General features: G+C 45.3%; 14 protein-coding genes. 1 reads left to right on the top strand and 13 read right to left on the bottom strand.

Features of this window, described 5'->3' with window-relative positions:
• Positions 1-83 precede the first annotated feature (83 nt).
• The 13 genes from edd to M0C34_RS15765 form a co-directional block, all read right to left on the bottom strand.
• Positions 84-1,895 carry a phosphogluconate dehydratase gene (gene edd / locus M0C34_RS15705; RefSeq protein ID WP_248712626.1) on the bottom strand — a complete coding sequence of 604 codons (1,812 nt, stop codon included), beginning with the start codon at positions 1,893-1,895 and terminating at the stop codon, positions 84-86.
• 3 nt (positions 1,896-1,898) lie between these two features.
• On the bottom strand, positions 1,899-2,447 hold the full coding sequence (locus tag M0C34_RS15710; protein ID WP_248712627.1) for a gluconokinase: 549 nt from the start codon (positions 2,445-2,447) through the stop codon (positions 1,899-1,901).
• Positions 2,448-2,452: 5 nt separating this feature from the next.
• Positions 2,453-4,888, bottom strand: coding sequence for a GH36-type glycosyl hydrolase domain-containing protein (locus tag M0C34_RS15715; RefSeq protein WP_248712628.1), 2,436 nt, complete (start codon positions 4,886-4,888; stop codon positions 2,453-2,455).
• 47 nt (positions 4,889-4,935) lie between these two features.
• Entirely contained in the window at positions 4,936-5,937 is a 1,002-nt protein-coding gene (locus M0C34_RS15720; protein ID WP_248712629.1) for a LacI family DNA-binding transcriptional regulator, read from the bottom strand.
• 333 nt (positions 5,938-6,270) lie between these two features.
• Entirely contained in the window at positions 6,271-7,206 is a 936-nt protein-coding gene (locus M0C34_RS15725; protein WP_248712630.1) for a cation diffusion facilitator family transporter, read from the bottom strand.
• Between the two features lie 186 nt (positions 7,207-7,392).
• Positions 7,393-8,157, bottom strand: coding sequence for an exodeoxyribonuclease III (locus M0C34_RS15730; protein ID WP_248712631.1), 765 nt, complete (start codon positions 8,155-8,157; stop codon positions 7,393-7,395).
• Between the two features lie 194 nt (positions 8,158-8,351).
• Positions 8,352-9,518 carry a glutathionylspermidine synthase family protein gene (locus tag M0C34_RS15735; protein WP_248712632.1) on the bottom strand — a complete coding sequence of 389 codons (1,167 nt, stop codon included), beginning with the start codon at positions 9,516-9,518 and terminating at the stop codon, positions 8,352-8,354.
• 2 nt (positions 9,519-9,520) lie between these two features.
• Entirely contained in the window at positions 9,521-10,120 is a 600-nt protein-coding gene (locus M0C34_RS15740) for a DUF1190 domain-containing protein (protein WP_248712633.1), read from the bottom strand.
• Positions 10,121-10,128: 8 nt separating this feature from the next.
• Entirely contained in the window at positions 10,129-10,542 is a 414-nt protein-coding gene (locus tag M0C34_RS15745; RefSeq protein ID WP_248712634.1) for a DUF350 domain-containing protein, read from the bottom strand.
• Between the two features lie 11 nt (positions 10,543-10,553).
• Positions 10,554-11,201: a YjfK family protein gene (locus M0C34_RS15750; protein WP_248712635.1), complete on the bottom strand. Its 648-nt coding sequence runs from the start codon at positions 11,199-11,201 to the stop codon at positions 10,554-10,556.
• A gap of 5 nt (positions 11,202-11,206) precedes the next feature.
• Complete coding sequence (locus tag M0C34_RS15755; RefSeq protein WP_248712636.1) at positions 11,207-12,175, bottom strand: ion channel; 969 nt, start codon at positions 12,173-12,175, stop codon at positions 11,207-11,209.
• A 75-nt stretch (positions 12,176-12,250) separates the two neighbouring features.
• Positions 12,251-12,946, bottom strand: a complete 696-nt coding sequence (locus M0C34_RS15760) for a PspA/IM30 family protein (RefSeq protein WP_248712637.1) — start codon at positions 12,944-12,946, stop codon at positions 12,251-12,253.
• A complete protein-coding gene (locus M0C34_RS15765) occupies positions 12,943-13,347 on the bottom strand; it encodes a DUF2170 family protein (RefSeq protein ID WP_248712638.1) in 405 nt (134 codons plus the stop codon). Before M0C34_RS15765 ends, M0C34_RS15760 begins: the two co-directional genes overlap by 4 nt.
• Before the next feature lie 113 nt (positions 13,348-13,460).
• On the opposite strand from M0C34_RS15765, the gene M0C34_RS15770 reads away from it, so the two are divergent.
• Positions 13,461-13,736 carry a DUF6471 domain-containing protein gene (locus M0C34_RS15770; protein ID WP_248712639.1) on the top strand — a complete coding sequence of 92 codons (276 nt, stop codon included), beginning with the start codon at positions 13,461-13,463 and terminating at the stop codon, positions 13,734-13,736.
• Positions 13,737-13,884 lie beyond the last annotated feature (148 nt).

The following is a 13,884-nucleotide window of genomic DNA, read 5'->3' on the forward strand; positions in this document are numbered from 1 at the left end:
TAACCAAATCGCTTTATATTGATTGTAAGGGCTAGATAGCTAACATTCAGCTATCTAGCTGCCATAAACCGCCCTCCCTCAGCTTAAAACGAGTCAAACAATACCGTGGCCCCTGTTTCAGCACTGCTAATTAAGCGTCGAAATGGGCTAAACAGTTCACGCCCAGTGCCAACATGTTGGTCTGGTTTACTATCAGCTTGCGACTCTCGTTGTTGTAGCTGTTGCGCGGTCAGCCTGCAATCTAAGATCCCTTGGTTAGCATCTAAATGAATAATGTCCCCGTCTCGCAGCTTACTCAATATACCGCCCTTTGCCGTTTCAGGGTTTAAATGAATAGCTGAAGGGATTTTCCCTGATGCTCCAGACAGACGACCATCAGTCACTAATGCAACTTTAAAACCCTTGTTTTGTAAGTTAGCCAATACCGGCATGAGTTTATGCAACTCTGGCATTCCATTGGCCGATGGCCCGTTATAACGAACCACCACCACCACATCTTGGTTAAACTCTCCTTTTTGATAAGCTTCTGCAACATCATGCTGGCTATCAAACACCCGAGCAGAGGCTGTAATCACTCGCTGCGAGGCCTCTAAAGCACTGGTCTTAATCACTGCCCGTCCTAGGTTACCGGCTAATACCTGTAAACCACCGCTATTGGAAAACTGCTGATCGTCGGCGGCAATCACTGCAGGATCTTTAGAGGCGAGCACTGGCACCCAACTTATGCGATTATCTTCCAAGCAAGCTTGCTTTAAGTAGTCGCTAACCGTGCCGTAAATGGTACTGGCGTCCATATGAATTAGCTTTCGCTGGGCGAGCAAACGCATTAAGCAGGGAACCGCTCCGGCTTGTTCAAAAGCATTGATATCGGCCGGCCCATTAGGATACATGCGGGTTAATTGAGGCACACAGCTTGCCAGTTTGGCAAAATCATCCCAATTTAGAATTATCCCTGCGCTGCGCGCTATCGCAATCATATGCAGCGTATGGTTAGTACTGCCCCCTGATGCCATTAAGGCCACTAACCCGTTAACTAGACACTTCTCATCGACTATCCGATATAGAGGACGATAATCGCCACTCCCCAAAGCAATCGATACCATGTGGCTGGCGAGCTTATCGGTTAGCTTATTACGCAAATTAGAATTGGTGGGAACAAAGGCGCTACCCGGCAACATCAGCCCCATGGCTTCAAACACCAGCTGATTAGTATTAGCCGTACCATAGAAAGTACAGGTTCCCGGCGCATGATAGGCTTTACACTCTATGTCTTGTAGGGCTTGGTCTCCTAGCTCACCCGCTGCGTGCTGTTGACGCATAGCCACTTTTTCTTGGTTAGAGATCCCCGAAGGCATTGGCCCACTAGGCACAAAAGCCGTAGGTAAATGGCCAAAAGCTAAGGCCCCCATTAATTGACCTGGCGCGATTTTGTCACATACGCCAAGTAGCAAGCAGGCATCAAAGCCTTGATGACTTAAACCAATAGCGGTGCTTTGGGCAATAAGATCTCGTGAGTACAGCGATAGATCCATACCCTCTTGGCCTTGGGTAACCCCATCACACATGGCGGGCACGCCTCCGGCTACTTGCCCGCTATGCCCTAATTTAATGAGTATTTCTTTAATTTGTTGCGGATAGCTCGCATAAGGTTGATGAGCACTTAACATATCGTTATAAGCACTAATAATAGCTACGTTCACCCGAGTAAAATCCAATAGCTGGCCTTTTTGCTCGCTGTTGCACGCTGCTACAGCATGCGCCAAATTGCCGCAACTGAGACTAGCTCGAGTGCTACCTTGCTCAGCTTGAGCTTGCATTCTCGAGACGTAGGCTTGGCGCAAAGCAAGGCTACGTTGGCGAATATCTTGAGTGACTTGTTGAATAATTGGATTCATTGGTTACGCTCTTGGCAAAGGTTGATGGGCTTGCTCACTCCGCGCAATAGCTGAAATACAACGACTGACTATTTGGCGAACAGAGCCATTGATGTCAGTTCTAAGCACATCAGTTTCTGTTGTAGATGGCACTTCTAAGCTAGCAAATTGACTGGCCAGTAATTCACTGGGCATAAAGTGCTCGCTACGCCCCGCTAAACGCTGGCTAATTAGCTGGAAAGAGCCATCTAGAAAAATGAACACTACCTCATGGCCTGCTTGACGTAGGGTATCTCGGTAGTGCTTTTTAAGGGCAGAACACACAATCACGACACTGTGTTGCTCAGCGAGACATTGCCTAGCCTGCTGGCGAATACGATTAAGCCAGGGCTGGCGGTCTTTATCATTAAGCGGCTCACCACGGCACATTTTTTTGATGTTATCACTGGGGTGTAAATCATCTCCGTCAATAAACGCTATGCCTAAGCGCTCTGCCAAAGCTTGACCAATACTTGACTTGCCTGAGCCTGAAACGCCCATGACAATATACACCTTAGCGACGTTAGCTTTCATATCATTTAAGCCGCCACGGTTGGGGCTGTGTCAGTGACACCACCTGCTGCTAACTGCACTGTTAAATAGTAATGTTCGGCCTGCATAAACCCACTAACGACTACGCCCCTTTCTGTTTGTTTTAAGACTAAATGAGCGCCTTGCGCTGCATTTGGCCAAGTTTGTTGTACCTTGATGGTGTTGTCGCTCAAGGCCTTAGAACGGCTATAGTTGATATGAAAAAACGCCCCTCGAAAGTGGCGAACAATACTCACTTGATGCCAGCGACTCGGTAGCTGCGGACATATACCTAAGCCTTGTTCACACCCCTTTAAACCAAACATTTTCTCTATGGTCTGCTGATAAAACCAAGCTCCAGTGCCAGTATTAAATAAGTGACTTGAACGGCCTGCTGTTCGTGGGTATTGATAATATGCGCCGCGATAATAGTTTGGCAGATAAACCGGCAATTGCCCCCGCCTCTTTAGATCGTCTTGATGATTACTGGGGATCATTTTGCGTAATACATCAAACGCTCTATCGGCTTCATCACTGGCGTATAACGAGGCAGCATAGAATGCTGCTGCGTGATTATAGACCGACCCATTTTCAGCGCTGCCAGGCCATTTTTGACTGACCCGGCCTATATCATCATGCATTGTGGTAAAGGCTGGCGCACTCATCATTACGCCATATGGGGTATCTAGCTGCTCGTCAATAGCATGTAGGATAAGTTGCTTTTGCTGCTGGCTAGCCGCGCCACATAGCAAGGCCCAACTTTGAGCATTAAGAAAAATTTTGCCTTCGCTGTCGCTGTTAATGCCAAATAAACGGCCATTATCGGTAATGCCTCGCCCATACCACGCACCATCCCAAAAGTAGTGATTGATCCGTTTATTTAACTGCTCGGCATGCAATCTCAATTTAGTCGCTAATTCGCTCTGTTGCTGTTGTTCACAAATCGGAGCCCATAGCTGTAAGGCATAAGAAATGGCCTCTGCTAACCAACCTGATACGCCTTTACCTTGATAACCCACCATGTTCATGGGGTCACACCAATCTCCCTGAGCAATATAGGGTAAACCGCGTTCATCATTTGCGTCACTTAAAAACAACATGGCTTTGCTCACGTGTTCAAATACACTGCTTTGCACATCTTTATCAACCCAGCCTAAGGGTAACTGCAAAAAGGCATAGTCAGCGGTTTCTTGCAGGTAAGCATTTACTACAATAGACAGCCACACCGGATGGTCAGTGTGCGGAACCTTATTTATGTATTTAAGCTCGGCATCTGCGGTGAGCAATATACCGTCGGGCATCGCCCCGCTGAACTTTTGCTGCTGCAGTGCGGTAATAATGGCCGCTTTGGTAGCGCTAGGGTTTAGATACACCATACCCATCGCATCTTGTAAATAATTGCGGGTTTGCGGATCAGTGGTTAGCCTATTGCTGTCGCCGTGATAAAAGATTTGCCTAGGCAACCAATGATTAACAAAGTGATTAAACTGTTGGTCTGGCGTTTCTACATTTAGGCAGCCTTGCCCTTGGGCTATATAAGCTTGGTAGGCCTGCTGGTCGCCAGCATGTTGATATAAATAGCGTTGAGTAAGGGCACTAATTTCGGCCTTATCTTTTGCTGGCCCAAACAATAACCTTAACGTCTGACTCTGATTAGCGGCCAATGGATAATGAAACTGCATAATCGCCGCTGGCAGCTCGTAATGGGCTTCACCATTGGCTAAATTTCTTCCTGCTTGCAGTGCCGAAGGATTGTGCAAGCCTCCCTCTCCTTCAAACTCACTTTGCGATACTTCATAAAAATCGGGCTGGCGATCGGCAGCCAAGAAGGTGATATCTTTAAAATGTTGGTTTTTGAAGTAGTCTGCTACCACTTGATATGGGGTAACGCTACTGCAAACAATAGCATTGAGAGCTGCATCAAAATGGCCGCCCATATTCATCCATGAAGCATAGCCAACCGGAAAATAAGGAATGAGAGACAGATCTCGTGGCTGTTTCGTCAAGTTACTCAGCTTCACTTGCCAAATCTCTACCACATCTTCCTCAGATAAACTTAAGGAAATATCCAACGCAACGCCTAGTTTTTCAAGGTGCCAGCGGATATCGGCTAAACCGGGTTCAAAGGCAAACTTATCTAGCGCAACCTTCATCGGCTCATACGGCGCTGAAAACATTTCACCGCTTTGATTATCTCGCAAATAGAAAAAACGACCAGGATGGTGACTAAAATAAGGCTGTTCAGGCTGCATAAAGCTCTGCGCTGCTAGGTTAGGCACATGGGCATATTTTCGTGGTTCAGGATCCATATATTGGCTCACTGCAAAACCACGGCAGTTCATGTGCACCATCATTTTTCGATTCCATAAGTACCCTGCACTGTTAGGCGCGATGCATGGGTCATCAAGCTGGTAACGTTGCCCATTTTCTATAAATTTAGCCATTTATTGTCCTTCACTATTTTAATAGCGCCATTTCAGGCTTAATTCAATCAGCGCTTGGCAGTGCTGGCCCGCTCTACAAAAACAGGCCTGAAATGTTGCTTTATCTGTCCAGTTAAGCCGTAAGCTTGATTAAGCATTTGCCTACAGGCGCTGCTTGCCATTTCCTCGATGGGGATGCGAACAGTACTCAGGGCTGGCGTGGTATACGCAGCAAAATCGACATCGTCGTAACCGACTACAGAAACCTGTTGAGGAACTTTGATTCCAGCGGCTTGTAACATCGACAAAGCCACTAACGCCACCTTGTCGTTGCCACAAAATAGGGCATCAAAAGTCTCACCTTGGTCTAACAAGTGCTGAATAGCGTGTGCGCAACGCTGATAGTCAAAACTGCCTTCGATGAGTAAGTTGGCAGCTATAGGCTGGCCTTGTTCCGCCAGTTCATCTAAAAACCCTTGCTGGCGAAGGTAGGCATCTTGGGCGCTTAACCGACCACTTACGCAGGCAATATTACGGTGACCCAAGCTTAATAACGCTGCGGCCGCTAATCGCCCACCCGCATAGTGGTCAACACTAAAAGAGTGCCCCGCGAGGGCTTGCACATGGTGATTAATAAACACTAAGGCTGGATAGTGCGCCTGCGCGTTGAGCAGCGCTTCATCACTAATTTCAGGGCAAACCATTAATACACCATCGCATTCTCGATGAATTAGATAGTTAAGATGTTCAAGACGCTCCTGTTGGCTGTTAGCCCCTTCTGCGTTGGCTAAAATCAGGTGCTTTCCGTGACTACGTAGCTCTTGCTCTATACTGCGGAGTATTTTGTGGTAGAACGGCCCAGATAAAGACGGCAACCACACACCAATAATGTTTGAACGACGGGTAGATAGCGCTCGCGCCATACTATTTGGGCGGTAGTTTAGTTGCGCCATCGCCTGAGTAATTCTAGTTTTCGCTTTGTCCGACACGCCCCCATTGCCAGATAAGCACCGAGAGACCGTGCCTACCCCTACCTCTGCTAATTTTGCGACATCTTTGATTGTAGCCACAACTTCCTAGCCTCTTTTGCTTTCGCTGATATAGAGTAGATTGCGGCAGTTGAATAGGAGGAACAAGCGAAGGAAAACCAAAATGGAACCGATTCCAAATAACTATGAAACAAAGTAAATGTGGGCTCGGTTTGTTTCATCCTGTTGGCTGTTTTCGATAATCAAAATCCTTAGGGTTTAATTGGCTCGCCGATCCATACTCAAACTAAGTTAGCGGGTAAATGTAAAACAAAAAAAGAGCGCCTTAGCGCTCTTCTCTTATCTGCTTTAGAAGGTTTCACCGAACAATCGCTGAAAACGACGTCAAGGCTTCCTGCTTAGTTTCGAACCGTATTAATTACTTAGCGCCATTTCATCATCACATTCATCACAACAAGGGTTAAGTAAACGTTCAGCACAATTAAACGGCTCAATGTGAATGATGACATCGACGACTTCGTCGAGTTCTTGCATTAAATGATCTTTAAATTCTTCTGTAATAGTATGGGCCTGTTCCACACTCATAAGGGGGTCTACTAGCAGATGAAAATCCACCAATATGGCGCTACCTACTCGACGATTACGGATAGCATGCACTTCTTTAATATCTGGGATTAATGCGGCACGGCTTTGAATCTTATGATCTAATTGTTCGTCGGCTTCTTTCTCGGTGATCTCTTGTAACGCTGGCCAGATAATTTCCCAAGCGGCTTTTAAGATCATCGCCGTCACCAGCAAAGCAGCTACTTGATCGAGGTAATGTAGGTGCGGGAAAAAGTAGTTAGCCAGCACTGCAACAGCCACCGGTAACGAGCTTAAAGCATCACTACGGTGATGCCAAGCGTTGGCATGTAACGCTCGGCTATTCACCTTTTTAGCTTGAACTAAGGTCCAACGATATAAAGCCTCCTTCACTACAATTGAAATAATTGCAGCCCATAACGCTAATGCTCCAGGATTAGAGGTTTCTTCAGAAAATGAATTAATTGAATCCCAAGCAATGCCTAAACCCACTATGACTAATATGGCTCCAATGAAAACATTGGTTAGGGTTTCAAAGCGACCGTGGCCATAGGGGTGTTCTTTGTCTGCTGGGGCCGCCCAGTAACGAGAACCTAATAATATGGCAGCATCGGTCACTAAATCAGAGAAGCTGTGTACCCCATCTGCTACCAGCGCTTGGCTTCCGGTAATTTTACCTACCGTAATTTTTAATATTGCCAACAGCACGTTGGCAATAGAGCCTATCCATGTGGCTTTACGAACAGTTTTTACTTCAAGCTGTCCCATAATAATGTCCGGTATCAAGCAAGTTAATTGCGCAGTCTACCGATTCTCGACAAAAAATACGAGCAATGAAGCAACACTTAAGCTGATTAACTAATTGATAATTATTACTATTAACGGAATTAGAGCCAATAGAAAATTGAGCGACATTAACACCGCTCACTTTCAACTAACGCTAACCCGCTGAACTTATAGCGCGATATCAACCTGAACCGGGCAGTGATCTGACCCCATGATATCGTTAAGTATGTCGGCATCAGTGACTTGGCTGGCAAAGGCTTCACTTACCAAGAAGTAGTCTATTCTCCAGCCAATGTTACGGCCCCTAGCTCCTGCTCGGTAGCTCCACCAGCTGTATTTAACTTGGTCTTGTTTCGCTAAGCGGAAGGTATCAACAAAGCCTGCTGCAGTTAAGTTATCAATACCGTCAATTTCGGCCTGCATATAGCCGGCACTTTTGTTGTAGTTAGGCTTAGGTCGCGCCAAATCAATGTCTTTATGGGCTACGTTTAAGTCACCACAAACCAGTACTGGTTTACGGGCTTCTAGGCCTTTGAGGTAGGCTAAAAAGTCGGCGTCCCACTGTTGGCGATAAGCTAAACGCTTAAGTTCACTGCCTGAATTGGGTGTATACACCGTCACCAAAATAAACTGCTGATATTCTGCGGCGATCACTCGACCTTCTTGGTCGTGTTCTTCGATGCCCATATCGTATTCAACATTAATCGGTTTTTCTTTAGTTAAGATAGCGGTGCCTGAGTAACCCTTCTTAACTGCCGAATTACTATAGATGTGGTAGCCCTCTAGCTCGGCTAAGGCTGTCATGACCTGGTCGTCTTGCGCTTTGGTCTCTTGTAAACACAACACATCAGTTTGCATAGAGTCTAAGGAGGCCACAAACTCTTTTTTCATTACTGCTCTAATGCCATTCACGTTCCACGATACTAAGCGCATTCGCTCTTCCTTAAAATAGTAACTAGTAGTGCTCTGTCCAAGCCTAAAGCGCTGGTCACGAGCTAAATATAAGCGCTATTGTAGCAGGCTTAAAGCACAGTAAAAAACCTTTAAAACTTAGCGGATTGCTTAGCAGGCTACTTAACAAATAGGCGTGAGATACGCGCCTTATGTAGCGGCCTACTCGCGTTAACTTACAAAATAATATGCGGCAGGTATCGACTCATATCTTGGGTGACTAAACTACTGTCTTCACGAATAGAGATACCCGCGGCTTGGTCGTCGACCAGCCAAGAACCAATTAAGGTGAAGTTGTCGCCAAACTTAGGCAGTTCATGTAAAGCTTGGTAGATATAACCTTCTTCGCCGTAAGGGCCGTGGGTAGTAGCAATCTTATCCTCACCCCGTAATATCGAGATATTGGCACCTTCGCGAGAGAAGATAGGTTTCTTTACAATGCCAGCACTAAAGTTAGCGTGTGATAACTGGTCTTCAAAAAAAGACGCTAATAAATTAGGGTGATTAGGGAACATCTTCCACAGCATTGGCAACAAGGCTTTGTTAGATATGATGCTTTTCCAAGCGGGCTCTAACCAACGAATATTTTGCTGGCCTAAACTATCACCAAATTCTTCGTCAAACATAAATTCCCAAGGATAGAGCTTAAACATCCAGCTAATCACTTCGTCGTTTAGGTTGGTAAAGCGTTGTTGTTTATCAATACCAATGTCTTCTACAAAAACAAAATTGGTCTCTAAACCGGCGGCTTTGGCGCAATCTTCCATATATTGCACGGTACCGCGGTCTTCGTCGGTGTCTTTACAACAGGCAAAATGTAGCGGCCTACCAGGTGTTAAATACTGCAAATCACTAAAGCGATTAATCAGCTTTTCTTGCAAGCTATTAAACTGATCGCTCGCCGGGTTCAGCCGGCCTTGGTCAACATTATCCTTTAACCATAACCACTGCCAAAAGCCACTCTCGTAAACCGAAGTAGGGGTATCAGCGTTGTTCTCGTATAACTTAGCGTCACCTTTACCGTCGTAGCAAAAATCTAAACGAGAATATAAACAAGGCTCGCCGTTTACCCACGATTGACGCACAAAGTCCCAGTGTTTTTCGGGGATACAAAAACGGCGCATCAGTTGTTCGTCGTGCACCACCTTATCAACTACCTCAAGACACATTTGGTGAATTTCTTCGGTAGGCGCTTCAATACCGGTTTCGATTTGCTCTAGGGTAAATTGATAATAAGCTGACTCATCCCAGTACTTATCACCGTACATGGTGTGGTAGTTAAAGCCGTATTCTTTGGCTTGTTGCTGCCAATTAAGTCGTTCTTGAATCGGAACTCGCAGCACGTTTAACCGCCCCAGCTAGATTTAGAACCACCCCAAGATGATTTAGCAGATGCTTTAGCGCCAAACCCACCTCGCGATACCGTTCTTGTTACGGTAGGTTTGCTGTCATAAGCAGAACGGTTAACTTTATAGCCTCTCTGACCGGCTTTACCAATCACCGAACCGTCGGCGGTAATAATTGAGTCACGGTAAGAGGAACCACGTTGGTTATATTTGTATACCGATGAAGGTCGACTTGTGTCCATCATTCGACCAAACAGATAACCATACATAATCGGTGTGAATATACCGTTACTACTCGCGCGACAGCCTTCATAACCAAAGGTCTCTTCACAGTCCTGGCGGTTATTGTATTTTGGCGCGGTGCGCGCGGCTTCAGCTTCAGCGTTTTGGTAAACCGCAACACACTGCTGCTGATTAAGCGTAGTTTTAGTCACACAGTCATCGACCGACTCAATCACTATCGCATCGTCTTGAGGCTCTGAACAGGCACTCAACATAGCGGCAGATACAGCGACGACCAAGGGTTTAACTAAAAACGAAGGCTTTGCTGCGGGTAGCTTACGCATCGCCGCCAAGTTGATAAACTTAGAACGTTTCATGGCGCCTCCTAGTAGGTCATGCAAGCTGCGTTAAGTAGTCCTACCGATACACTGGTTGCGGCCAACATAATGCCTGCGCTCACTTCGTTAGCTTCAATGCGCGACACAATGCCAGGAATAAACACAAAACGAACAATCACAAATGCAGCAATTTGCGCCACTAACGCAATCACACCCCATAAGGCATAATCAACAAACGAAATTGAGTTACTGGCGGCACCAGACAAAGCCAAAGCAAAGCCTAATACAGCGCCACCAAAAGCAATAGCCGCACTGGTGTTTTTACCTTCTTTAATTAATTCCCACTCATCATGAGGGGTAACACGCACGTAAATAACTTTAAACAACATTAAGAAAATAATTGATGCGGCGAAGTAAATAGCAAAGTTCGCAACAGCGATGAGTAATTCCGACGATTCCATTTTCAGGTCCTTTATCCGTGAATAGTAATTTGAGTGGGTGATACAGTCATGCCAGTGCTTATTACTAAACAACGTTCCAGCGCATCATTATTTAGCACTTCTTCGGCAGACAAAAACAGTGATTCCATCTCTCCATTAGCCAACTCTCTTTCAAACAGCATGGTGAATTGGTCGGTAGTCGAAAAATCACTATTGTCTTGGTAGGTCTTTTCTTCCATATGCACCGGATTATGGTAATCAGTGGTAGACGTCCATACTCGATGATAAGTATGCCCTTCTAACTGATAAGTACTTGCACCAATTTTTGTATTAAGTAGCTGGTCCCATTCGCTTTGGTTAGCGATATCTAAGGTGTCGTAGTAATGGAACATTTTAACATCTACCACATCAGCTTCGCCTTCGCCATTAGCGACCACTTGTAAAAAGCCTTCGTCATCAGTGTAAAAGCGGTACACCGTGGTACCGTCTAAATCAACAATGCCAGCAGATTGAATAATTTGCGTCTCTGCAACTTTACTCGCCACCATGTCTGCCATCACCAAGCGCAGTGCGAGGGCGTCCAGCTCAAAACTGCCGCCCAACTTAAGGCCCATAACGCTAGGCGTACCTGCGTATTTATCTTGTTCGGGTTTATTTCTTTTAAACAGAGACTTAAACATGCTTGTTATCCAATTGTCTTGAAATTAAAACACTCGTCGTCAGTTAAGCGGCGCTCGGCAATATAATACAAAGAGTCGCCTTGGTTTAACTGGGAATCTAAACTCGGGTTGAGTTGTAGTTGCGCGTCGCCAAGCACTTTCAGGCCTATGATAGTCGCTTGTAAATCAGTTTTGAAATGGTGAAAGGCATCGGCAAATTTAATCGGTTCTAGGGCTAAATACTGCACCGAATACTGCGTCATACCGTGGGTAGTATCCAGCAACTGTTGGTGTACTTGGGCAGAACCAGGGTCCATTGCTGAACGCGCTAACATCTCCACTGATACCGAAGGAATCACTTCAACTTTAGGACAATGGCTACGCAATAAATCAGCAATGGTTTGATCTTGTAGATAAGCAGTTTTATGGCAACTGGGATTGAGTTTGGCACAATATAAAGCACTGGTAAGGGTGACGTCATCTTGGTCGGTATCAATAATGATACGGCTCGCATCAGTGATGTTGGTGCGCGCCATCGTCTCGGCATGAGAATAAGAATCGACTTGAGCAAACTCAACTTTACCCGGTAAGGGGTTCTCGATATCACTATCTACACACAATAATACCGAGTCTGAAGAACCGTTAGTTGCCGCGGTTAGCAGTTCAATTAAGCGTAATGTTCTAGCACCGTTCCAACCTATAATGACAGTGTGGTTTGTCAGCTTCAACATGCGATGACCTCGTGTTCCTTTAGTATAAATATCGTTGATAATAAAACCGGCTTTGGTGATAACAATGGCAAAAATACTGATGCCAACAGGTATCACCCATAAACTCACAATTAAGCGCCCTAAAGGGGTAGAAGGGCCAAAATCGCCGTAACCAACGGTAGAAGCAGTCACCACCATCCAATACAGAAAGGTTTCACTGTTTACTAAGGCGTGCTCACCTACCAACAATAAGCTGAAGTATGAGATTAAAACGTACAATAACACCGAGAGGGCTATTGCTGTGCCATTAGCACGAAAAAAAAGCGCCGAAAATAATCGGCGCACTTTATAAAGCAGCACTTATTTTGCCTGTTTTTGGGCCAATATCTGCTTGAGTTTATCACTACCAGTAGATTGACCGCCAGACTCAATACCCGCTTGCTTTAGTTTCTCGTCTAAGCTGCTACCGCTATCTTCAGCGGCGAGTTCTTCTGCGGCAGATAACTCAGCACTGCGTAAAGCCTGCTTCTCTTTAATGCGCTCTAAGCTATCTAAGGCGGTTTTCACTTTAGAGTTAGCACCCACATGGTGTGAAGAACCTGCCACTTGGGCTTTTTGTAAAGACTCTGTCGCTTTTACTTGATCAATTTGAATGCCTAAGCGTTTTACGCTGGCTTTCGCTTTAGCAATGTTTGTTTTAAGCGACGTTTCTGTGCCTAAGTAACTCTTGTAAATTTCTTGCTCGGTAGCGAGTTGCACCTCTAAGTTTGACACGCGCTCGGCACATTCTAAGGCCAAAGCTTCATCAGCTTTTTCACTCGCGGCAATGGCATGCTGAGTGTAAGTATCAATGTCAGCAGAAATGCTCTCTACTTTGGTTTGCGCTAACTTGCGCTTAGCCATAATAGTAGTTAGGTTTCGGTCACAAGCCTCTAACTCTGTTTTCGCATCACGCATTTCTTGATCCAAAATACGCATTGACTGGCTATCAGCAACAGCTTCTAGGCCTTCATTAGTGGCGCCTCTAAGTGCGTTCCAAATTCTTTTTAAGCTCATACTGACGTCTCCAACTGGGTAAATTCGCTATACAATTCGATAAATTCACTAACATTCGAATAAAGGGTTTCAATTTCTTCTATTACTACAGCATCGAGGCTCTTAGTTGAAAGCGCACCAAATGCGGTGTAGTAATCTTTGTCGCCAATGTGCTTAATGCCAATCGCCGACAAGGGCAGTAAATGATGAGTACGTAAAATCAAGTCATTCAGTTTGGCACTGTCTGTTACCGCATCGCAGCCAAATAAAACAACTTCAATAAGCATCTGTTGCTCGCCAATGTAAGCAAAGGCATCAATACCTTCGTCATTGGTGATACACAAACAACCACCGTCATTATCTACTGTCCAATCAGGATGAGCCTGGGCAAGTAATTCAAGTGATGCTGAATTCCACGACATAACGTTTCCTTATGTGTTAGTTATAGCTAACAAATGTAGCAGGTTTGACTCTTGTGTCAAGTTTTACTAACATTCGTTGTATATGATTACAGTCGAATGAGTGTCAAAAAGCGATGAACCCAGAACAGAGTATTAGAAATCGACAAGCCTTGCAGCCTTATAAAGACAGTATTAAGCGATATATTCGATCGGCGATGCAATTAAAGGGGGTTCAATACAAATATTTGTCGGATGAGTTAGCCAAGCGAGACATTGAAATGAAAGAAGGTAATCTTCGTAGTAAGGTGTATGCAGGCACCCTGCCCACTGATTTATTTATTGTATTAGTAGAAATTTTAGACATGCCAACACAGGCACTGAGCGACATCATCGCCAATAAAGACAAATAGTAAAACGATGTTTACTTCATCCACAGCACCTTATAACCCATCGGCATGTTTAGTTGGTGGAAGCCATCACCGTTAATCGTTCGCTATATCATTAGTGATTGAGCAATCAGCACAATATCGACCTATGACGCTGGTATCTCAAAGTGCA

Origin of the sequence: Agarivorans sp. TSD2052 (genome assembly GCF_023238625.1) — a bacterium.
Classification (GTDB): Bacteria; Pseudomonadota; Gammaproteobacteria; order Enterobacterales; family Celerinatantimonadaceae; genus Agarivorans.